The organism is Pseudomonas tructae, from assembly GCF_004214895.1.
Lineage (GTDB): Bacteria > Pseudomonadota > Gammaproteobacteria > Pseudomonadales > Pseudomonadaceae > Aquipseudomonas > Aquipseudomonas tructae.
Map to the genome: position 1 here is coordinate 3,006,937 of NZ_CP035952.1, position 22,042 is coordinate 3,028,978.

At 65.2% G+C, this 22,042-nt stretch carries 15 protein-coding genes; 12 read left to right on the forward strand and 3 right to left on the reverse strand.

From position 1 onward, the window contains the following. Positions 1-135: 135 nt before the first annotated feature. Positions 136-1,167, forward strand: coding sequence for an alpha/beta hydrolase family protein (locus EXN22_RS13770; RefSeq protein ID WP_130264578.1), 1,032 nt, complete (start codon positions 136-138; stop codon positions 1,165-1,167). On the opposite strand, the gene EXN22_RS13775 is transcribed toward EXN22_RS13770, so the two are convergent. Both EXN22_RS13775 and EXN22_RS13780 read right to left on the reverse strand, forming a co-directional pair. Next, entirely contained in the window at positions 1,161-2,333 is a 1,173-nt protein-coding gene (locus EXN22_RS13775; RefSeq protein ID WP_130264579.1) for an MFS transporter, read from the reverse strand. The two genes, EXN22_RS13770 and EXN22_RS13775, sit on opposite strands and share 7 nt — an antisense overlap. A 252-nt stretch (positions 2,334-2,585) precedes the next feature. Continuing rightward, positions 2,586-4,964 (reverse strand): DUF3772 domain-containing protein, encoded by a 2,379-nt coding sequence (locus EXN22_RS13780; protein ID WP_130264580.1) that lies wholly within the window; start codon positions 4,962-4,964, stop codon positions 2,586-2,588. A 130-nt stretch (positions 4,965-5,094) separates the two neighbouring features. On the opposite strand from EXN22_RS13780, the gene EXN22_RS13785 reads away from it, so the two are divergent. The 11 genes from EXN22_RS13785 to EXN22_RS13835 all read left to right on the forward strand — a co-directional run bounded on the left by EXN22_RS13785 (position 5,095) and on the right by EXN22_RS13835 (position 20,686). Continuing rightward, entirely contained in the window at positions 5,095-6,720 is a 1,626-nt protein-coding gene (locus EXN22_RS13785) for a mechanosensitive ion channel family protein (protein WP_130264581.1), read from the forward strand. After that, a complete protein-coding gene (locus EXN22_RS13790) occupies positions 6,717-9,005 on the forward strand; it encodes a tetratricopeptide repeat protein (RefSeq protein WP_130264582.1) in 2,289 nt (762 codons plus the stop codon). Before EXN22_RS13785 ends, EXN22_RS13790 begins: the two co-directional genes overlap by 4 nt. Positions 9,006-9,089: 84 nt before the next feature. Then, entirely contained in the window at positions 9,090-10,064 is a 975-nt protein-coding gene (locus tag EXN22_RS13795) for an AAA family ATPase (protein WP_233281624.1), read from the forward strand. Positions 10,065-10,075: 11 nt separating this feature from the next. Further along, positions 10,076-11,026 (forward strand): DUF58 domain-containing protein, encoded by a 951-nt coding sequence (locus tag EXN22_RS13800; RefSeq protein WP_130264584.1) that lies wholly within the window; start codon positions 10,076-10,078, stop codon positions 11,024-11,026. After that, on the forward strand, positions 11,023-11,523 hold the full coding sequence (locus EXN22_RS13805) for a DUF4381 domain-containing protein (protein ID WP_130264585.1): 501 nt from the start codon (positions 11,023-11,025) through the stop codon (positions 11,521-11,523). The genes EXN22_RS13800 and EXN22_RS13805 overlap by 4 nt, the downstream gene beginning before the upstream one ends. Further along, on the forward strand, positions 11,510-12,493 hold the full coding sequence (locus EXN22_RS13810; protein WP_130264586.1) for a vWA domain-containing protein: 984 nt from the start codon (positions 11,510-11,512) through the stop codon (positions 12,491-12,493). The genes EXN22_RS13805 and EXN22_RS13810 overlap by 14 nt, the downstream gene beginning before the upstream one ends. 2 nt (positions 12,494-12,495) lie before the next feature. After that, entirely contained in the window at positions 12,496-14,079 is a 1,584-nt protein-coding gene (locus EXN22_RS13815; RefSeq protein WP_130264587.1) for a VWA domain-containing protein, read from the forward strand. Next, positions 14,076-15,371: a BatD family protein gene (locus EXN22_RS13820; protein ID WP_130264588.1), complete on the forward strand. Its 1,296-nt coding sequence runs from the start codon at positions 14,076-14,078 to the stop codon at positions 15,369-15,371. The genes EXN22_RS13815 and EXN22_RS13820 overlap by 4 nt, the downstream gene beginning before the upstream one ends. Positions 15,372-15,412: 41 nt before the next feature. After that, complete coding sequence (locus EXN22_RS13825; RefSeq protein WP_130264589.1) at positions 15,413-16,417, forward strand: HAD family hydrolase; 1,005 nt, start codon at positions 15,413-15,415, stop codon at positions 16,415-16,417. A 105-nt stretch (positions 16,418-16,522) separates the two neighbouring features. Beyond that, positions 16,523-18,091, forward strand: coding sequence for an arylsulfatase (locus EXN22_RS13830; RefSeq protein WP_130264590.1), 1,569 nt, complete (start codon positions 16,523-16,525; stop codon positions 18,089-18,091). Positions 18,092-18,154: 63 nt separating this feature from the next. Further along, positions 18,155-20,686, forward strand: coding sequence for a fused MFS/spermidine synthase (locus tag EXN22_RS13835; protein ID WP_130264591.1), 2,532 nt, complete (start codon positions 18,155-18,157; stop codon positions 20,684-20,686). On the opposite strand, the gene EXN22_RS13840 is transcribed toward EXN22_RS13835, so the two are convergent. Continuing rightward, positions 20,687-21,985: an OmpP1/FadL family transporter gene (locus tag EXN22_RS13840; RefSeq protein ID WP_130264592.1), complete on the reverse strand. Its 1,299-nt coding sequence runs from the start codon at positions 21,983-21,985 to the stop codon at positions 20,687-20,689. Between the last annotated feature and the right edge of the window lie 57 nt (positions 21,986-22,042).

Consider the following 22,042-nt stretch of genomic DNA (forward strand, 5'->3'; position numbering starts at 1 on the left):
GAGTAACCGACTGCCGGCAGTGCCCGCAGTCGGTTTTTTCATTGAGATTTCATCTGCGCCGATCTGGCCCGTTCTATGCTCGCTTAAAGCTCACGCGTAAGCGTTCATCGAAACAGCCGGGGAGGGTGCGCACCCATGCGGCGTCTTCGCGCAGTGCTCATGCTTGTCCTGCTGGGCGGCCCGCTGCTGGTGCACGCCGAGCCGGCTGCGCACTGGAGTGTCGGGGTGCACCGGCTGAGTTTCGCCGACCCGCTGGATGCACAACCGGTGCAGGCCCTGGCGTTCTACCCCTCCAGCGGCCCTGAGCGCAGTAGCCGCCTGGAAGGCTATCGGGTCCAGGCCTGGGAAGGCGCGCCGATGGTCATCGGCCGCTATCCACTGTTGTTGCTGTCCCATGGCAACACCGGCACGCCACTGGCGTTGCATGATCTGGCCACCGCCCTGGCCCGGCGCGGTTTTATCGTTGTCGCCGTGACTCACCCAGGCGATAACGCCCGGGACCACAGCCGCCTGGGAACCCTGAGCAACCTCTATGGGCGACCGCTGCAGATCAGCGCCGCCATCACCGCCAGCCTCGCTGATGCCTTCCTGGCCCCTTACATCAGCGGCCCGCAGGTCGGGGTGATCGGCTACTCGGCGGGGGGCGAGACGGCGCTGATCCTCTCCGGTGCGCAACCGGACCTGCAACGCTTGCAACGCTACTGCAAGGAGCGGCCACTGGATGCCGACGCCTGCAAGACTCGCGGTGTGCTCATCGCAGACCGTGGCGACCTGGGCGCCACAGCCGATCCTCGGGTCAAGGCAGTGCTACTGATGGCGCCCTTGAGTCTGATGTTCGGTCGCCATGCGTTAGCCGAGGTCAAGGTGCCGGCGTTGATCTACAGCGGTGACAAGGACCAGTTGCTGGCGATCGACAAGAATGCCCAGGCCCTGGCACGCAAACTGCCCGTCACCCCCAACTATAAATTGCTCGCCGGTGCCGGCCACTTTGTCTTCATGGCCCCGTGCGACGACGAACAACGGCAGAAAATGGCCGCGTTGTGCAACGACCCGGAAGGTGTCGACCGCGAGGGTATCCACCTGTCCTTGCAGGCCGAAGCGGCGCGGTTTTTCAACCATGCCCTGGGTGACAAGCACCAGGGCGGGTTGCATATGGCCGATCAATAGACCTGGCTGCGCCGCGCCAGCAGCATCGTCAAACCAACGCCCAGCAGCGACAACAAGGCAGCCACGCAGAAGATCCAGGCATAACCCAGGTACACGGCGATCGCGCCCATCAACGGCCCGGCAATGGCCAGGGCCAGGTCGAAAAACACCGCATAGGCGCCCAGGCCTGCGCCGCGGCTGGCGCTGGGCACCTGCTTGATGGCCTCCACACCCAGCGCCGGGTACACCAGCGACAGGCCGAAACCGGCCAGCCCCGCACCGACCAGGGCCAGCGCCGGTACGGGGGCCAGCCACAGCAGGGCCAGGCCCAGGGCTTCGGTGGCCATGCAGGCCATTGCCACCTGATAACCCCCGAAGCGGTTGACCGCGTTGACGAACAGCAGCCTTGACGCAATGAAGCAGATGCCGAAGGCGCTCAGGCACCAGGCGGCGCCGTGCCAGCCCTGTTCGAGGTAGAACAGGGTGACGAAAGTGGTCAGGGTGCCATAACCGATCGAGGCCAAGGTCAGGCTCACGCCGCAGGGAGCCACCCGTGCAAACGCGGCCCAGAATGGCAGGCGTTCGCCGCGCAGCAGCGGGATCGACGGCTGGTTGCGGATCACCAGGAGGGCCAGCAGCGCCAGGGCACTCAAGCTCAGGCCCAGGCTGGCGAAGTTGACCTGCTCGATCAGCTTCACCCCCAGTGGGGCGCCGATGGCGATCGCGCCGTAAGAGGCAATGCCGTTCCAGGAAATCACCCGTGCAGTATGCTCGGCGCCCACCGCGCCGATCCCCCAACTGAGCGTGCCGACGCCGATCAGGCCCTGGGCAACGCCCAGTAGCACGCGAGCGCCGAGCAACACCAGCAGGCTCAGTAGTGGCAGGCTCAGAGTCAGCGCCGACAGGAACGTTAGTGCGCCACTGGCGGCGATACCGACCAGGCCAATGATGATCGCCCGCTTGCTGCCCAGGGTATCGGCCGCGCGCCCGGCAAACGGACGGCTGAGCAGGGTCGCCAGGTACTGCAGGCCGATGGTGATGCCGGCGACGACTGCGCCGAAGCCCAGTTCATCGTGCACGTAGCTGGGCAACACGGCGATGGGCAGGCCGATGCACAGGAAGGCGATAAAGGTATAGAAGACAATCGAAAGGATTTGCCGGGTAATCAACCGGGTGTCGACGGACATGAGCTCGTTCGCTGGCGGGCGGTGGGAGAGGGCTATGATCGCCGGGTGTGAGGAGAAAAGAAAGCAGGCTAACTAATGCCAGCGATGGGGGATTCCATGTAGGAGCGGGCTTGCCCCGCGATGGGTATCTATAGGCCTGTGGATTGGCTGATGGCGGTAAGGTGCAGGCTTGAGATGGGGTAGAGTCTGCAAGGCTTGCAGCGCTCTGGAGATCGAGCGCCGCCCGCGCGGCGCAAGCCCGCTCCCACATTGTTAGCCTTGGGGCTGTGCAGGCTTGGCCAGCTCGATACCCGCAGCCCCCAAGCGCTTGAGAATCTCGAACAGCAGTTCGCTCTTGGTCACTCCGACGATTCGCGGGCTGGCGACGTAGCCGGTTACCGTCAGGGTGATGCCGTCCGGGGTGAGTTTGCTGAAACGTACGAACGGTGCGGGCTTGTCGAGGATGGTCGGGTGTTCGCAGTAAACCTCGTAGAGCAGGGTTTGCACCTGTTCGGGGTCGATGTCCAGCGGGAACACCAGCTCCAGCGACGCCACACCCTGGGCACTGCCGCCCAGGGTCACGTTGCGCAGGTTTTGCGAGATCAGTTGCGAGTTGGGCACGATGACGATGGAGCGGTCGCTCAGTTGTATTTCGGTGGCGCGCACGTTGATCCGGCGGATATCGCCCTCGACCCCACTGATGCTGATCAGGTCGCCGACCTTGACCGGTCGCTCGGTGAGCAGAATCAGCCCGGAGACGAAGTTCTTGACGATTTCCTGCAGGCCAAAGCCAATGCCCACCGACAGGGCACTGACGATCCAGGCCAGGTTGGTCCACTTCACTCCCAGCGCCGACAAGGTCAGCAGGATCACCAGGGCATAGCCGATATTGGCGAACAGGGTGCTGAGGGATGCGCACATGCCCGGGTCCATGTCGGTCTTGGGCAGGAACTCGTTATCCAGCCAGCGGCGCAGGGTACGAATCAGGTAGATGCCGAGCACCAGCGCCAGCAGGGCATTGAACAGGTGCCCGGGAATGATGTTGAACTGGCGCAGGCCGGCTCCCCCGAGGAACGCCATGATATTGCTCGCCAGTTGCCCGAGGGTGGTGCCGATGCCGCCAACGAACAGGGTGACGACCGCCAACAGCAGCAGCGCGGCGCGGCCGAATCCGCTGATCAGGGTTTCGACCTGATCCAGGCGCCGGTCACCGATGCCCAGCAGTTCCTTGAGCGCCTTGCCGCTGGCCTGCCGAGGTGAAAAGAAGTGCTCGCAGCTGTCCCTGAACACCTGCATCAGCAGGTAAAAGCCGGACAGCAGGAGAAAGATCCAGACCGTCTCGTAGGTGATAAAACGTGCCAGCGACACATAGCCGGTCAGCAGCGCCAGCACCGAGGCGACCATTGCCAGGCTGGCCAGGGTGTAGATCAACCCGGCCAGGGTCGAGGCGGCTTCGGGGACGTCTCCGGCGGCGGCCATGCTGCGCCGGGCGCTGCTGGTGCGCACCAGCAAGGCGATGATCAGCACGGTGATGGTCAGTGCAGCAATGCCCCGGCCGGCGAGCAGCAGCTGGCTGCTCATGCCGGCGGCGCTGGCGACCTGCACCAGGGCCACCAGCACCAGCAGTGCGACCGCCAGCCAGCGGGCGAAAGGCTGCAGCACCAGGGCAACCGGGTCGGCAATGTCCGGCAGGCGCCAGGAGGGGTGTGTGGTCGAAAGCAGCGCGCGGCTCAAGCCGGTGATCAGCACGCAGGTGTAGGCAAGCTTTTCGAATTCCTCGGAGAACGTCGTCAGCGGCGACGGCAATGGCAAGTGGTGGGTACAGGCGTAGAACAGCAGGTTCAGGGCGATACCGGTGGCCAGCAGGGTTGCCAGTACCGAGGCCAGGGCTAGCGAACTGCGGCGCAGGCGGCCTTCGGGTACGCGGTGCATGCACAACCAGGCCATCCAACGGTCGACCAGGCGCCGGCCCACTGTCCAGATCAGCAGCGCCAGAACCACCAGCGTCACGGTGTAGAACCGCTGGCCCGGTTGCCAGACCGCGGCGGCGCTTTCACCTACCTGGGCCATGAACGCCTGCAGGCGCTGGCGGTCGTCCGCCGAAGGTCGGAACAGCGGCGACCAGAACGCAGGATTGAGCAGGCTGTGGGTGCTCAAGGTCAGTTCGCTTTCGAGCATGCTGCGGCGCAGACCGGAAATCTGCGTGAGCAGGTTCTTGGCATTGTCTTTCAAGGTGGCCAGGGCCTTGAGGGTGGTATCGAGGCTGTTTTTCTGTTCGCTCAGGGCCGTGCGCTGGGTGGCGATATCCGAAGTGCCCGGCACCAGGCTGTCGACCGGCGCCGGGCCCAGCACCTCCAGTTGAGCTTGCAACTGCGCTTGCTCGGGCAGCAGCGCAGTGGACAACCGGTCGATATCGACCATCAGCACTTGCAGGCGGTCCTGCGGGCCTTCGAGCTGGGCGTAGTTACTGGCTTGGGATATCTCCTGCTTGAGGCTGTCCAGGCGCAACTGCAAGGCCTGCAGGTCAGTCTGCGTCACTTTGATTGCGGTGTCGGCGGGGGCCTGCGCAGGTTCGGCGGCCAATAAACGGGTGGTACCCGCAAACAGCAGGGTGAGGGCGAGTATGCCGATCATCGTCAAAGCCTTGCGCATGGTACTGCCCGCTCAGGTGGTTGATCTCCCAGCCTATGAGGGTAGGTCAGTTTGCGGGTTTCAGGCACCGTACTACGCTGCTGATAGCCAAAGTTGCCAGGAAGCACTCAACTCGTGGACATGCGCTCAGATGGGTAATCGAATCCTTGCCGGCCTGGCGCTATGCTGTTTGCTGGCATCGATGCTGGTCAGCGGCGCAAGCCGGGCTGCCGTGGAAGCGGCGCTGCTTGACGCAGAACCTGCAGAACTGAAGATCGCCAACCGCAGCATCATGGTCTTTCACGCCACCCTGCTCGGCGAGGCGCCTGCCGCCCGGGTCAAGCGCGCCGAACAGGTGATCAACGAGCGGCTGGATGAAGGCTTCGACAACACGGTCAGTGTCGACGCCGTCCAGGGCAACTACCTGGTGCTGCTCGGTGACCGCCGGGCGTTCATCGTCTCGCCCGGTGACCTGGTCGGCGGCGAACTCAATATTCAGCAGGAGGCGCAGGCGGCGGCCTCGCGCTTGCGTCAGGTGGTGTCCGAAGCGCAGCAGGCACGCAGCCCGCGGTTTTTGCTCAGTGCTGCGGGGCTGAGCATCGCGGCGACCCTGGTGTACCTGCTGCTGCTCAGGCTCGCGGGCTGGTTGCACCGCAAAGCGCTGTCGTGGCTGCCCCAGCATGTGCGTAAGCACACCAGCGCCTTGCGTATTGGTCAAACCCAGCTGATCGACGCCAGCAACCTGTTTCCGCTGTTGCGGCGTTTGCTGGGCCTGGTGCGCTGGATTCTGGTAGCGCTGCTGACCTATGAATGGCTCAGCTTCGTCCTGCAACGCTTCCCCTACACCCGGCCCTGGGGCGAAAGCCTGAACCTCTACTTGTATGGGCTGCTGCGCCATGTGCTGACGGGCATGCTCGAGGCCATCCCGGGTTTGTTGATTGCCCTGCTGATTTTCTTCATTGCGCGCGGCATCATCGCCTTCAGCAAGCGCCTGCTCGAACGGCTGGCGCGGCCCGGGTCGATCAGCTGGTTGAACCAGGAAACCCTGCAGCCGACCACACGGCTGACGTCACTGGCGATCTGGCTGTTCGCCCTGGCCATGGCCTATCCGTACCTGCCCGGTGCCGACACCGAGGCGTTCAAGGGGCTGTCGGTCTTGATCGGCCTGATGATTTCCCTGGGCGCCACCAGCGTCGTCGGCCAGGCTGCGGCCGGGCTGATCCTCACCTACACGCGTACCTTGCGGCCCGGCGAGTACGTGCGCATCGGCGAGTACGAAGGCACCGTCACCGAGCTTGGCATGTTCACCACCACCATCCGCACCGGGCTGGGTGAAGTGCTGACGCTGCCCAACTCGATGATCACCGGGGCGGTGACCAAGAACTACTCGCGGGTGGTGCAAGGCCAGGGGTATGTCGTCGACACCACTGTCACCATCGGCTACGACACGCCCTGGCGCCAGGTCGAGGCGATGCTGCTGGAAGCGGCGCGGCGCACCGAGGGTGTGCTCGAGTCACCCCGGCCGCAGGTTTTCCAGACGGCATTGTCAGACTTCTACCCCGAATATCGCCTGGTGGCCCAGGCCGTGCCCAGCGAACCACGGCCGCGGGCCGAACTGCTGACCCTGCTGCACGCCAACATCCAGGACGTGTTCAACGAGTTCGGCGTGCAGATCATGTCGCCACACTACCTGGGCGACCCGCAGCAGGAGAAGGTGGTGCCCAGGGAACACTGGTACAACGCGCCGGCGGTCCGCCCTGAGAGCAGCGAACCTTGAAGGCGGCGGCAAGGCTTGGCCTGCTGGTGCTGGTCTGGGCCGTCACCAGCGTTGCCTGGGCAACTGGCGAGGTCGGCCGCTTGCCGGCGGCGGCCACAAATTCCGAAGGCTACGCCAGGCCAGATAGCTGCCAGGGCTGCCATGCCGAGCAAACAGGGCAGTGGCAGCACTCGGACCATGCCTGGGCCCTGCGTGATGCCAACGCCGCCAATGTGCTGGGCAACTTCGACGACGTACGCTTCGACGAGGCCGGGGTCAAGGCGCGCTTCTACCGCAAGAGTGGCGGCTTTTTCGTCCACATCGAAGGCGAGCAGGGCAAGCCCGAGGAATTTCGCATCCTCTATACCTTCGGCCACCGGCCGCTGCAGCAGTATCTGGTGGCATTGTCGCGCGGCCGCCTGCAGGCACTGACCATCGCCTGGGACAGCCGGACCAAGGAGCAGGGCGGGCAGCGCTGGTTCTCCCTGTACCCCGGCCAACGGTTTACGCCCGACGACCCCTTGCACTGGACGGGCCGCTACCAGAACTGGAATGCGATGTGCGCCGACTGCCATTCCACCCGCCTGCAAAAGCACTATGACGACCAGCAGGACAGTTTCGCCAGCACCTGGCAGGAGCAGACCGTCGGCTGCCAGGGCTGTCACGGGCCTGGCCAGAAGCATGTCGACTGGGCGCGGGCCAAGCCGGCCGAGGCCGTGCCGGGCAAGGGGTTGGTCGTGGATTTCAAGGCGCTGGGCAGCCGTGGCATGGTCGAGCAGTGCGCCTACTGCCACAGTCGCCGTCAGGGGCTGGGCGACGGCCAGTTGCCAGGCCATCCGCAACTGGACCAGAGCCTGCCGGCCACGCTGCGCCAGGGGCTGTACCATGGCGACGGGCAGATTGACGGCGAGGTGTATGAATTCGGTTCGTTCACCCAGAGCAAGATGTACGCGGCGGGTGTGGCCTGTACCGATTGCCATAACCCGCACACCGGCAAGGTACGCATCGAAGGCAATGGCCTGTGCCTGCAATGCCATAACAGCGGGCCCGACACTGCGCGTTTTTCCGGCTTGCAAGCCAAGGACTACGACAGCCCCAGCCATCACCATCATGTGCCAGGCTCACCCGGCGCCCAGTGCGTGAACTGCCATATGCCGAGCAAGACCTATATGCAGGTGGATCCGCGCCGAGACCACAGCCTGCGTATCCCGCACCCGGACCTTGCCGCGCAGAGCGCCAGCCCCGACGCCTGCACCGGCTGCCACCAGGACCGCCAACCGGCCTGGGCGGCCAGTGCCATCGCGCAATGGTTCGCCACGCCGAAACGCCCGGTACATTACGGGCAGACGTTGCAGGGCGTGCGCGCCGACCCGTCGACCGCCCTCAGCCGTCTGGGCTACCTGCTGGCCGACCCGGCCAACCCGGCCATCGTCCGCGCCACCGCCGCCGACCAGTTGGCCGACCTGGGCCCGGCAGCCAGCAGCCAGTTGCGCTGGGCGCTGCAGGACCCGGAACCGTTGATCCGCGCCTACGCGGTTGCGGGTTTTGCCAGCGTGCCTGCCGAACAACGCCTGCAGCCGCTGCTGCCGCTGCTCGAAGACCCGCGCCTGGCGGTCCGCGATGAAACCGTGCGGGCCCTGGCTGATATCCCGGAAACCCAATTGCCCCAGGCCAACCAGGCCATGTTCCAGGCCCTGCTGGCCGACTACGAGCGGCGTCTGCGCGGCAATGCCGACCTGCCCGGCGGACGCCTGAACCTGGCCGTTTTGCTGTCGCGCCAGGGGCGTGACGAGCAGGCCATGGAGCAGTACCGCAAGGCCCTGGGCATGGACCCGTATTTTGTTCCGGCACGGGTCAACCTGGTCACCCTGGCCAACGCCGCACAGCGTCCGGACGAGGCCGAACGGTTGCTGCGCGACGGCGTGGCACTGGCGAAGATGCCGGCGGCCGACCGTGGCAACCTGGCCTACATGCTCGCCCTGTTGCTGGTCGAGCGCGGCCAGGCCGAAGAGGCCCTGGGCTGGATGGAACAGGCCGCCGAGGCCGTGCCTGGCAACCCACGCATCCGCTATAACCAGGGCTTGCTGCTGTCGCGCATGCAACGGCGTGAGGACGCCTTGCAGGCATTGCGCAGTGGCTTGCAACAGTCGCCGGATGACCCGGACCTGCTGTATTCGCTGATCTACCTGCATGCCCTGGCCGGTGAGCGCGAGCAAGCGTTCGGCTATGTCCGGCACTTGCGCGAAGTGGCCCCGGACGACCCGCGCCTGCAAGCGATCGAGCCCTATTGGCGCAACGGCCAGTAACAGCGCCTTGCAGCGCAGGTCATGGCAACTATTGTTAGCGAACCTCACACCAGTAGCACAACCGATAGCACAAGGAGCGCAGGGGTGAACATTCATGCACAGGTCCTGGGGCTGCAAGCGTCTGTCGCCGAGAGAGTCCTCGGCCAGGCCGACACCATTGCGCACATCGTCCTGGCGCTGCTTGCCAACGGCCATGTGCTGCTGGAAAGCCTGCCGGGGCTGGCCAAGACGCGCACGGTAAAGGCCCTGGCCACTCACCTGGACGCGCAAATGCGCCGCATCCAGTTCACCCCCGACCTGTTGCCCTCTGACGTGACCGGTGGCGAGATCCTGCAGCAGGGCAGTGAAGGCAACAGCATCAAGTTCCAGCCTGGCCCGCTGTTCGGCAATGTAATCCTGGCCGACGAGATCAACCGGGCGCCAGCCAAGGTCCAGGCGGCGCTGCTGGAGGCAATGGAGGAGCGGCAGATCACCGTGGCCGGGCACAGTTATCCGATGGCGGGGCTGTTCATGGTACTGGCAACCCAGAACCCGATCGAACAGGAGGGCACCTACCCGTTGCCCGAGGCGCAGATGGACCGCTTCCTTATGAAGCTGCAGCTTGATTACCCGCAGCCCGAGGACGAGGCCCAGGTGTTGCGCCTGGTGCGCAGCGAAGACCAGGGCGCTGGCAGCGCCGCTGCGCAAGCGCAGCGCCTGAACCAGGAGGTGATCTTCGCGGCCCGCCAGGAGGTGGCGCGGGTGCACGTGGCGCCGGCCATCGACCGTTACCTGATCGACCTGGTCAACGCCACCCGTCACCCCGAACCCTATGACGCCGACCTCAGGCGCTGGATTCGCATCGGTGCCAGTCCCCGTGGCGGTATCAGCCTTGACCGCGTGGCTCGGGCCCATGCATGGCTGAACGGTCAGGATTTCGTCTCCCCGGACAACGTGCGCGCCATCGTCCACCCGGTGCTGCGTCACCGCCTGCAGCTGTCTTACGACGCGATCAGCGATGGGGTAGGCGCCGATCAGGTGATCGACCGTTTACTGGACAGAGTCGCTATTGCGACCTGACGGGGCGACCCATGGCAAGCAACCGCGTGACCGCAGATGGCTATGTCTACATTGCGCTCGAGCAACTGATGGCGCTGGAGCCCCGTGCCCGTGGCCTGAGTTTTGTCGCCCGGCAGCCGCTGTCGAGCATCTTGTCGGGCAACCATGGTTCACGTTTGCGCGGGCGCGGGCTAAGTTTCGATGAACTGCGCCACTACCAGCCCGGCGATGACCTGCGTCACCTGGACTGGCGCGCCTCGCTGCGTTTTGGCAAGCCCTTCGTGCGTACCTTCAACGAAGAGCGCGACCGGCCGACCTTGCTGCTGGTCGACCAGCGCATGAGCATGTATTTCGGTTCGCAGCGCTACTTCAAATCGGTGACCGCCGCGCAACTGGCGGCGCTGTGCGCCTGGATGGCGTTTCACGCCGGCGATCGCGTCGGCGGCCTGGTGATGGGCAGCGACGGCCTGGCCCAGGTGCGCCCCTTGCGCAGCCGCAGCCGGGTGCAGGCCCTGTGCGCGGCGGTGACACGGGCCAACCACAGCTTGTCGGCGCTGGGCGAAGACCCCCACAGCGATGGGCAACTGGACCAGGCCCTGCGCACCTGCGTGGCAGTGGCCGGGCATGACCACCTGATCTGCATCATCAGCGATTTTGCCGGCGTGAGCCCACAGACCCTGCCGTTGCTACGCCAGTTGCGCGCGCACAACGATGTGATTGCCATTCAGGTCTACGATCCGATTGCCTTGAATGTGCCGGACAAAGGGCACCTGACCATCACTCAGGGCACTTTGCAGGTCGAGCTGCAAGTGGGCCAGCGCCAGGTCAACCGACCCCTGAGTGAGTTTTTGGCCGGGCGCTTGCGCGATGTCGCCGAACTGCTGCAGCGCAGCCAGGTACCGTTGCTGATGATCAGCACCGGTCAGGACAGTCTGGAGCAGTTGCGCAAGGAGCTGGGCCGCCTGGCCCAGGTGGCGCGATGAGCACGCCCGTGCGGCCGGCAATCGACCAGCTTAAGGAACTGGCGAGCGGTGCGCCGCCGTTCAGCTATTGGCCACAGACCTGGGCCTGGGGCGTGTTGCTGGCGGTGCTGTTGTTCAGCCTCGGCGCCTGGGGCGCGTGGCGCTGGCGCCAGTGGTGGCGTGACCGCTACCGGCGCCAGGCACTGCTGCGCCTCGATCAGTTACGCGCAGCGCCTGCCGAGCAGCGCCTGGCGGCCTTGCGCGAGTTGCCCGAACTGCTCAAGCGCACGGCGTTGTCGATGCTTGGTGCACCGCCGGTGGCCAGCCTTGGCGGGGCGTCCTGGCAGGCGTTTCTCGCCGCCCATGCGCGGTACCCGCTGCCGGCGGGCTTTGCCTTTGATCTGCAGCAGATCGCCTACGGGCCGGACGCCCAGTTGCAGAGCCTGGATGAAGCGTCGGTGGCCGCGCTGTTCAGCACCAGCCGACGCTGGATCGAGACCCATCATGTGGCGGTTTGAGTACCCGTGGGTGTTTCTTCTGCTGCCGCTGGCGTGGGCGGTGTATCGCTGGGCACAGCCCTATCATGAAGCCCGCAGCGCCCTGCGCGTGCCGTTCTTCTCGGCCATGAGCCGGGCACTGGGCAAACGCCCCCAGAGCAGCGGGGTGTTGTCTGCGGGCTGGCAATTGCCGCTCAACCTGCTGGTCTTTGCCTTGCTGGTGGCTGCCTGTGCGCGGCCGGTGCTGGTCGAGCAGCCGATTACCCATCAGCAACCGACCCGCGACCTGATGCTCGCCCTCGACATCTCACAGTCCATGCAGGCCCGCGACTACACCGGCGCCGATGGCCAGCGCAGCGACCGGCTGACGGCGGTCAAGGCGGTGGTGCGCGACTTTATCGCGCGGCGCAAGGACGATCGCATCGGCTTGATCCTGTTCGGCACCGGCGCCTATCCGCAAGCGCCGTTGACCCTCGACCATGCCAGCCTGCTGTCGCTGCTGGACGAGGCGGGGGTTGGCATGGCCGGCCCCAACACCGCTCTGGGCGATGCCATCGGCCTGACCATCAAGTTGCTGGCGGCGGCCAAGGAACGGGACAAAGTGCTAATCCTGCTCACGGACGGCAATGACACTGGCAGCGCCATCACCCCTGAGCATGCGGCCAGGCTCGCCCGCCAGCAGGGCATCGTGGTGCACACCATCGGTATTGGCGACCCCGAGGCCAGCGGCGAGGACAAGGTCGACCTGCAAACCCTGGAAAGTATCGCCCGCACCACCGGTGGACGCTTCTGGCGCGCCGACGACAGCAATAGCCTGCAAGACGTCTACCTGACCCTCGACCTCATCACCCCGCACGCAGTGACCACCCTCAGCCACCAGCCACGGCGCGACCTGTTCTACTGGCCCTTGGGTGCTGCACTATTGGCGTTGCTCGGCGCTCAGGCCCTGGCCTGGCTGCTGGCGCAGCGCGCTGTGGCGATGGAGCCTTGAACATGGACATCGACCTCAGCGCTATGCACTTTCTGCGTCCCTGGTGGTTGTTGTTACTGTTGCCGGGCGTGCTGCTGCCGCTGGCCTGGTTGCGCCGGCATGACCTGAAGCGGCAACTGACCGGCATCATAGCCCCACACCTGGTCGAGTACCTGGTGATTCGCCCCGAGGATAGTCAGCGCTTGCGCCCGGCACATCTGCTTGGCGCCGTGCTGGTCGTCGGCGGGTTGGCTGCCGCAGGGCCGACCTGGACCCAGGACCTGCCGGACTTTGTCGACAACCGCGCAGCGCTGATCCTGGCCGTGGACCTGTCGCCCAGCATGGACGCCGACGATGTCCCGCCCAGCCGCCTGACGGCCGTGCGGCATACCCTGCATGATCTGGTCCAGCGCCGCGCCGGGGCCCGCACGGCGCTGATCGCCTATGCCGGCAGTGCGCACCTGGTGTTGCCCGCCACCGACGATCCGGATTTGCTTGATACCTTCATCCAGGCACTGAGCACTGACCTGATTGCCCAACCTGGCAAGGACGTGCTCGCGGTGGTGGGCATTGCCCATAAGCTGCTGGAGGCTGAAAACACTCCCGGTACCCTGGTGCTGTTCACCGATGGCGCCGACCCTGGCCAGTTCGATGCTCTAAGCCAGCGCTTGAACGACAGCGATCTGCAGGTACTGGTGCTGGCCGTCGGCAGCCAGGACACCGGGGTGCTGCACGATGCCAAGGGCATGCCACGCCTGGATGCTCAGGGCCGCCCCGTGCAGGGCCGCTTTGATGCCCGGGCGCTCAAGGGCCTCGCTGCGGCGGCTGATGCGCCGTTGGGCAGCCTGACCCTGGACGACGATGATCTGGACTGGATCGAACTGCATGCCCAGCAGCATTTCCAGGCGGCCCAAGGCGATGGCGCAAGCGTGCACTGGAAGGATGCTGGCTACTGGCTGTGCTGGCCGCTGGTGCTGCTGGCGCTGTACGGCGTGCGCCGCGGCTGGCGGGTCAACTGGCTGGCCGGCGTGCTTGCGGTGGCTTTGCTGGGCAACTGGCCTGTGCCTGCGCGTGCCAGTGGTCTGGCCGATGCTTTTTTTACCGCCGACCAACAAGGGCGCTGGGCGTTCGAGCAGGGCCGCTATGGGCAAGCCGCCGCGCACTTCGAAGACCCTTACTGGAAAGGCGTGGCCGCCTATCAAGCATCTGACTACTCGTTGGCGCTGGCCAGCCTTGCGCGGCTGGACACAGCTTCGGCGTGGTTTTACCAGGGCAACTGTTACGTGCGCCTGTTCAGGTTCGCCCAGGCGATTGCCGCCTACCGCCAGGCACTGCGCCTGCAACCGCAGTTCGCCGAGGCCACGGCCAACCTGGCGTTGGCCCAGGCGCTGCTCAAGGACTACCAGGCCCAGCAGCAGGACAACCCCGAGCTCAAGCCGGACAAGGTGATTGAAGACCAGACACCTGTCGAAGGCGGCAAACTGCACGCGCAACCCACACCTGTGGCGGCCTCTGACCAGGTATGGCTGGAGAACCTGGGCACGTCACCGGCGCAGTTCCTCAAACGCAAGTTCCAGCTGCAACAGTCCGCGCAGGGGCACCAATGAAATCTCTGCTGGCAGCTCTGCTGATCTGCCTGTCGCCCCTGGCGCTGGCGGCCGATCCCCAGGTGCGGGTGGAGCAGCGGCTGGTGCCGGATACCCCGATCATGGTCGGTGCCACTGTCAGCCTTGAGATCGATCTGCTGGTGGACACCTGGTTCACCGACGCCCCGGTATTACCCACCCTGGACCTGCCCGACGCAGTGGTCGGGCCGCCCGGTGGCGAGGCGCAGCACCTGAACCGGGACATCGCCGGCACGCGCTTCTTCGGCTTGCGCTATAGCTACCAGATCATCCCGCAGGCGGCCCGGCGTTTCGAAATTCCGGCGCTGGCCTTCAAGGTCATGCCGGGGCAGGGCAGCGGCCCGTTGATGGTCAGCAGCCAGCCCTTGGTGTTTCAGGCCAGGGACGGTGCGGACAATGCGAATGACGCGCAACCGGTCGCGCGGACGCTGAGCCTGACTCAGGATATCCAGCGCTCGCACACACCACTACGGGCCGGCGATAGCATTACCCGCCGGCTGCGTATCGAAGCGCCCGGGGCCCAGGCCATGCTCTTGCCGGCGCCGGAGTTGGCCGAGGTCGAGGGACTCAAGCGTTATGTGCAAGTGCCCAGGGTCAAGCCACTGAGCGACGGGCGCGGTGGCACGCTGGGCGGTGAGCGCGAGGATACGGTGAACTATGTGATCGGCGCTGCCGGCCATTACCGCTTGCCGGCCATCGTTTATCACTGGCGCGATGCAGCAAGTGGCGAGGTGCACCAGGCCCGGGTGCCGGCGGTCGATTTTGCGGCCGACGCGCTCAGTTACCAGGTGCCGTTCTCCATCCGCGAAGACCTGCACGCCCTGGGCCATCAGGCCAGCATCAGGATCGGTGAAGGCGGGTTGCTGCTGGGCGGATGCCTGCTGGCCTTTGCAGCGCTGGTGTGGCTGGCACGGGCCAAGCTGGGCGCGCTCTGGCGACAATTCCTGCGTGGGCGGGCACGCCGCGAACAGGCCTGGCACGACTCGCCGGCCTATGCCTGGAAACTGGCCCGGCACCAGTGCGGGCAACAGCCGGCTCGGCTCGATGCCCTGTACCTGTGGGCGCGCCGCAGCAGTGGCAGGTACACGCTTGCGTCGCTGCGCACGCAATTATCCGGCGCAGCCGAGAATCGTTTGCTAGCCTTCTTCAAGTCCCGATATGGCAACGATCCTGCGCCTGGGCACGTCACCATCAGCTTGCAACGCTTGCCGCCAGCTGGGCAGCGTCGGCAGATGGTCGCTGTCCGACACGGCCTCAAGCCACTGAACCCTTGATCTAACCAAGTGGGCAAACGCCAGGCGGCAAGGACGGTCCCATGGGTCAGCGTTTAGTTCCAAGCAGTGTCCTGCGATCGATGCTGTACCTGCTGTTGTTGATACCTGTGCTGGCGCAGGCGGCAGATGCGCTGCCGTCCTGGCGCGACGGGCCTTCGCGTCAGGCGATCGAGGCCTTCGTCAGCGCCGTGACCGGCGAAGGCAGCCCGAACTACCGCAAGCCTGCCGAGCGGATTGCCGTGTTCGACAACGACGGCACCTTGTGGAGCGAGCAGCCGCTGTATTTCGAGCTGCTGTTTTCCATGGCCGAGGTCAAGCGCCTGGCCCCCGAGCATCCCGAGTGGAAGACCCAGCAGCCGTTCCAGGCAGTGCTCGAGGACGACCACAAGGCCCTGGCCGAGCAGGGCATGGACGGCATGCTCAAGATCGTCGCCGCCACCCACTCCGGCATGAGCACCGAGGACTTTCTGGCCCGTAGCCGCAGCTGGCTGGCCAGCGCCCGGCACCCGAAGACCGGCAGGCCCTACACCGAAATGGTCTTCCAGCCCATGCTTGAGCTGCTCGATTACCTGCGCAGCAATGGCTTTCGTACCTATATTGTATCTGGCGGCGAGGTCGCCTTCATGCGCGCCTTCGCCGAGGAAGTCTATGGCATCCCGCCCGAGCAGGTGATCGGCACCACCCTGGCGGCCGAGTACAAGGACAGCGACGGCAAACCGATCATCGAGCGGCTGGCAAAACTTGCGCACAACGACGACGGCCCCGGCAAGCCGGTGAGCATCGAGGCGGTGATCGGCCGCCGGCCGCTGCTGGCTTTTGGCAACTCCGACGGCGACCTGCAGATGCTGCAATGGACCATGGCCGGTGAGGGCCGGCGCTTTGCCGCGCTGGTGCACCACACCGATGGCCAGCGTGAGTGGGCCTATGACCGCAACAGCAACGTAGGGCGCCTGGACAAGGCGCTGGATGCCGCTGGCCAACAGGGTTGGGCAGTGGTGGACATGGCCAAAGAATGGCGCCGTGTCTATCCCTTCGACAAGGAGTAACAGCCACACCGGAACCGCAGAGCACTGGGTCCCAGCCAGCAGTCGGAATCATGCGTGCACGGAGTCGCGGACCTTGCGACAGTAACGTGAACGGAGAGCAACGTCATGAAGTCCAGTAGAACGTGGTTGTCGGCAGTCGCGCTCGCGACCTCGGCGACCCTGGCTGCCGGCATTGCCGGCGCGGCCGAGAAGCCGAACATCCTGGTGATTTTTGGCGACGATATCGGCCAGACCAACATCAGCGCCTATTCCAAGGGCGTGGTTGGCTACCAGACACCGAACATCGATCGGATTGCCAAGGAAGGCATGATGTTCACCGATTACTATGCCGAAAACAGTTGCACGGCCGGGCGCTCGACCTTCATCACCGGGCAGGTGGCCAAGCGTACCGGGTTGTCCAAGGTCGGCATGCCGGGAGTGCCGGTAGGCTTGCAGGCGCGTGATGTAACCATCGCCCAGGCCCTGAAGGCGCAGGGTTATGCCACCGGGCAGTTCGGCAAGAACCACTTGGGCGACCGCGACGAGTACCTGCCGACCAACCATGGCTTTGACGAGTTCTTCGGTAATCTCTACCACCTCAACGCCGAAGAGGAACCGGAGCGCCCGTACTGGCCCAAGGACGACCCTGAGTTTCTCAAATCGGCCACGCCCAGGGGGGTGATCAAGTCCAGTGCCGATGGCAAGATCGAGGACACCGGTGCGCTCAACAGCAAGCGCATGGAAACCATCGATGACGAAACCACCCAGGCCGCGATCAACTTCATCGAGAAGCAGGCCAAGGCCGACAAGCCGTTCTTCGTCTGGATGAACACCACGCGCATGCACGCCTTTACCCACGTGCGCGAGTCGATGCGCGGGCAGAGCGGCATGGTCGGCAACGAGTATGCCGACGGCATGCTGGAACACGACGGTGACATCGGCAAGCTGCTCAAGACCCTCGATGACCTGAAAATCACCGACAACACCATCGTCGTCTACACCACCGACAACGGCCCTAACCAGTGGTCCTGGCCGGATGCGGCGACAACGCCGTTCCGCAACGAGAAAAACTCCAACTGGGAAGGCGCCTACCGGGTTCCCGCCATTGTTCGCTGGCCGGGCAAGATCAAGGCCGATACAGTCAGCACGCAGATGTTCTCCGGGCTCGATTGGTTCCCGACCTTGCTCGCTATCGCCGGTGACACCGATATCAAGGAGCGCCTGCTCAAGGGCGCCGATGTCGGCGGCAAGAACTTCAAGGTACACCTGGATGGCTACAACCAGCTGGACTACCTGACCGGCAAGGCCGACAAAAGCGCACGCAGCGAGTTCTACTACTTCAACGATGACGCCGAGCTGGTCGCAATGCGCTTCAACGACTGGAAGGTGGTGTATTGCGAACAGCGCGCTCCGGGTGGCTTCCCGGTCTGGAGCGAACCGTTCACCTGCCTGCGCGCACCCAAACTGTTCAACTTGCGCATGGATCCATACGAGCGTGCAGACGTGGTTTCGGACCAGTACTACGACTGGCTGACGAAGAACGATTACCTGTTCTTCCAGGGCACCCAGAAGTCCGCCATGTTCCTCCAGACCTTCATCGAGTACCCACCCAGCCAGCGTCCGGCGAGCTTCAGCATCGACCAGATCGAGTCTGACGTGAACAAGAAGATCGAAGAAAAAATGAAAGCCAAGTAAGTGCATGACACGCGTCCGCCTGTGGGCGGACGCCCTTTTTCACACCTCGCCCAGGTATCGTCAATGGCTTCAGCCGCCAGGCCCAGCGCTGCGAATGCGGTATGTACCGCTGACTCCCCCTCACATCTGGCACTGTGGCTGCCCGCTGTCTTGCTGCTGCTTTCGGGCGCTGCGGCGCTGATCTATCAGGTGTTGTGGATCAAGCAGCTGTCGCTGGTGGTGGGCGTGGAAGTGCACGCGGTGACTACCGGTATCAGTGCGTTTTTTGCCGGGCTCGCCTTGGGCGGATTGCTCTTCGGGCGCTGGGCCGATCGCCTGCGCAGGCCGGTTCGCCTGTATGCCGTGCTGGAACTGGCGGTGGCGCTGCTGGGTATCGGCAGCACCCTGGCGCTGGCGGTTTGCGCGCCGCTGTTTGCTCGTCTGGAAGCGTCCATTGGCTGGCTGGCCTGGGGGTTGCCTTTTGCCCTGGTGGGGCTGCCCGCGCTGTTGATGGGTGGCACTTTGCCAGTATTGGTGCGGGCCCTGGCCCCGGGCGACGGCCAACTGGCGCAGGCCAGCGGGCGGTTGTATGCGGCCAATACCGCCGGGGCCATTGTCGGCACCGTGCTTGGCGCTTTTGTGCTGTTGCCGCAGTTGGGGGTGACCGGCAGCGCCCTGGCCGCCGCCACGATGAACCTGCTGGCCGGGCTGGGCGCCTGGCTGGCCCGGCGTAACGACCAGGTAGCGGTGCGCACCGTCGCGCCGACCGCGCGCGCGCGTACACCCAAGGCGCGCCTGGCCATCGGCCTGTACTGTCTTGCCGGTGGCGTAGCGCTGGGGTACGAACTGGTCTGGAGCCAGTCGATCGTGCAATTCATGAGCACCCGCGCCTATGCCTTTGCTGTGGTCCTGGCCACTTACCTGTGCGGCCTGGTCGTCGGTAGCGCCCTTTATGCACGGCGCGCCGACCGCGTGCGTGACCCTTGGGGGCTGTTTGGCGTGCTTATCGCTTGCGCGGGCCTCTTGGCACTGTTGCAGGTCGCGGGCCTGGGGCGCTGGCTGGTGCTGGCCCAGACCCAGGCGGAACTGATCGTCGTGCAGGCCACCGGCAACCAACTGGCCGGCATGTGCGCGCGTTTCGCCACCGCAGCCCTGAGCATGGTGTTTTTGCCCACCGTGCTGTTAGGCGCGGCGTTCCCGTTGGCGATCCGCCTTGGGGTGGATGGCGCACATGTTGGCCGTGACGTTGGCCGGGTAGTGGCGCTCAATACCCTGGGCGGTATCGCCGGCGTCGTTTTGACCGGTTTCGTGCTGGTGCCGGGGCTCGGCCTGGTGCGCACCCTGGCGCTGCTGGCCGGGCTTGCGGCGCTGATCGGCCTGCTGGCGACATGGCGCGGCCACGGCGTGAGGCGTGGTGCACAGGTCACGGTGGTGGCGGTGGCGCTGGCCAGCGCCTTGACCGGCATCCTCACACCGCCCCAGCGCCTGGCCGAACTGCTGCCCGGGGCACGCAACGGTGCACTGACCTATTACCGCGAAGGCAAGGGCGGGACCGTGGCGGTGGTCAGCCAGCAACGCCAGGGCCAAGCTTTCAACCGCCTGTACATCCAGGGTGTCTCCAACACTGGCGATGCCATGCCGTCGTTGCGCTACATGCGCTTGCAGGCACTGCTGCCGTTGTTGATCCATGCCGGCGAGCCGCGTTCGGCACTGGTGATTGGTTTCGGTACCGGGATCACGGCAGGCGCCATGCTGCGTTACCCAGGTTTGGAGCGCCCGGTGGTGGCCGAGCTGTTGCCCGAGGTATTGGAGGCCGCGCCGCTGTTCAAAGGTAATTTCGATGCCGTGCACGACCCGCGCCTGGACATTCGCCTGCGTGATGGCCGCCGCGAACTGTTGCGCAGCGCCGAGCGCTATGACCTGATCACTCTGGAGCCACCGCCGCCGTCTGCGGCCGGGGTGGTCAACCTGTATTCGCGGGATTTCTACCAGTTGGCCGCACAGCGCCTGCAAGCGGCCGGGCTGGTGGCGCAGTGGTTGCCGCTGCCAACCCAGAATGATCAGGACAGCCGTTCACTGGTGCGCAGCTTCATCGACGTGTTCCCCCACGCTTCGCTGTGGACCACGGAGTTCCACGAGATGTTGCTGATCGGCTCGCTGCAGCCCTTGCAACTGGATGTGCCGCGCATCACCCGGCGGTTTTCCCATCCGGCCGTGGCCTCCGCGCTGGCCGAGGTGGGCGTGGATTCGGTGCACGCCTTGCTGGCCACCTGGATCACCGATCGCACGGGGCTTGAACGCTATGCCGGCACCGCAGCGGCGGTGACCGACGATCAGCCGCGCATCGAGTACTCGGCATGGGTGCGGCCAGGGGAAATTACCCGGGTCCTGCCAACCTTGCTGGCGTTACGCCAGGCGCCGCCGCTGCTGAACGCCGACCCTGGCGTTGCCGGGGCGGTGAATGATCAGTGGCTGACCTTGCAGCGCTTTTACAGCCTGAGCCTGCACGCCTACAACGGCAATCGACAGGCGTGGGCGCGCAAGGCCCGTGCGCTGCAGCGCAGTGACGGCAACAACCCCTATTTTCGCTGGTTCCTCGGTAATCGGCAGCCCTGATCAGAAGCGCCAGGTGGCGCCACCGCCGAGTATGTGCAACGCCGCGTCACGGTAGCTTCCGGACAGCGTCGTGCCGGAGCGGGCCTTGCTTTGCTCGACGTCCATGTCGCCGAGCCAGACCAGGGTGTAGGCCATGTGCAGGTCCAGCCCTTCATCCAGTTGGTAGTTGACCCCTGCCGCCAGGCGCCAGGTATCGCCCATCGGGTTGTCGACGGTGCGGTCGCTGTCGTCCACGGCCGAGGTGTCGTAGCCGACCCCGGCACTCCAGCGCAAGCGCGGTGTGGCCTGGTACTGGGCGCCGAGGGCGGCGTGCCAGGTGTCCTTGTAGTGGCGGTCGACGCTGCGGCTGACGTTGCCAGCAGCGTCGGCATCCACCTCAACGCCAATATCGCCGAACTCGCTCCAGTCCTGCCAGCCGAGGCTGGCCAGCAGCTTCCATTGCGGATCGAGGTCATGGGCAACGCTCAGCAGCACGGTTTGCGGGACATTCATGTCCAGCTCCAGGCTGTTGACGTCCAACTGGCGCAAGGCCAGGTTGAGCAGCGGGTTGCTGATGTCGCTCAGGTGCGGTTTGTCCTCGAACTCGAGCTTGACCTTGCTGGTGTAGGCCAGGCCCAGCTGAGTAGCCGGTGACAGGCGATAATGCAGGCCCAGGTTGACGCCGACGCCGACGTCGGTGTCCTGGTATTCGAGCTGGCCGTCCGGTCGATCGGCGAGGCCGAGCAGGTTGTTGTTGACCGCCATCTCGGTGCGGTAGTAGCCGTAGAGAATGCGCGGACCGATACCGAAGGAAAGATCGTCGGTGATCTTGTAGGCGAGCGTCGGTTGCAAGGACACACCGATCACCGCTGCTTCCTGGGTGAAATAGCGCCCGGCCCAGTCATCGTCGTAGTCCAGCGCCAGGCCAAAGTTGCCGTACATGCCAAAGCCGATGGCGGTGCGTTCGTCGAGCCGGTGGCTGATGAACAGGCTCGCGCCGGGCAGGTACTGCAGGGCATTGCCACCTTCGTTGCCGTCGAACTGGTTGGTGCTGTCGCGAGAAAAGCGGATGTTGCCGAGAATCAGCTGGCCGTTGGCGCTGACCTGGGTGCCTGCCAGCTGGGTCAGGCCCGCGGGATTGCTCATCAGTACGCTGGGGTCGGTGGCCAGGGCGGCGGCACCGGCGTTGGCCAGGCCATTGCCTTCCTGGCCGGCCTCGTAGATGAGGATGCCACCGGCCCAGGCGTTGCCGGTGAATACAGCGCCGCACAGCAGCAGCGAGGGGAGTGTGCGGGCGGGCAGGGGAGCGTGTCGTTTCATTGTGACGTCCCGAATGAGTGATCAGGCTGACACCAACTGCCTTTCAAACTAGCCCGC

Coding starts and splice junctions, on each gene's coding strand:
- EXN22_RS13775 (WP_130264579.1), bottom strand. CDS start 2,333: ATGTCCGTCGACACCCGGTTGATTACCCGGCAAATCCTTTCGATTGTC.
- EXN22_RS13810 (WP_130264586.1), top strand. CDS start 11,510: ATGTGGCGGTTTGAGTACCCGTGGGTGTTTCTTCTGCTGCCGCTGGCG.
- EXN22_RS13815 (WP_130264587.1), top strand. CDS start 12,496: ATGGACATCGACCTCAGCGCTATGCACTTTCTGCGTCCCTGGTGGTTG.
- EXN22_RS13770 (WP_130264578.1), top strand. CDS start 136: ATGCGGCGTCTTCGCGCAGTGCTCATGCTTGTCCTGCTGGGCGGCCCG.
- EXN22_RS13785 (WP_130264581.1), top strand. CDS start 5,095: ATGGGTAATCGAATCCTTGCCGGCCTGGCGCTATGCTGTTTGCTGGCA.
- EXN22_RS13835 (WP_130264591.1), top strand. CDS start 18,155: ATGGCTTCAGCCGCCAGGCCCAGCGCTGCGAATGCGGTATGTACCGCT.
- EXN22_RS13840 (WP_130264592.1), bottom strand. CDS start 21,985: ATGAAACGACACGCTCCCCTGCCCGCCCGCACACTCCCCTCGCTGCTG.
- EXN22_RS13805 (WP_130264585.1), top strand. CDS start 11,023: ATGAGCACGCCCGTGCGGCCGGCAATCGACCAGCTTAAGGAACTGGCG.
- EXN22_RS13830 (WP_130264590.1), top strand. CDS start 16,523: ATGAAGTCCAGTAGAACGTGGTTGTCGGCAGTCGCGCTCGCGACCTCG.
- EXN22_RS13825 (WP_130264589.1), top strand. CDS start 15,413: ATGGGTCAGCGTTTAGTTCCAAGCAGTGTCCTGCGATCGATGCTGTAC.
- EXN22_RS13800 (WP_130264584.1), top strand. CDS start 10,076: ATGGCAAGCAACCGCGTGACCGCAGATGGCTATGTCTACATTGCGCTC.
- EXN22_RS13780 (WP_130264580.1), bottom strand. CDS start 4,964: ATGCGCAAGGCTTTGACGATGATCGGCATACTCGCCCTCACCCTGCTG.
- EXN22_RS13820 (WP_130264588.1), top strand. CDS start 14,076: ATGAAATCTCTGCTGGCAGCTCTGCTGATCTGCCTGTCGCCCCTGGCG.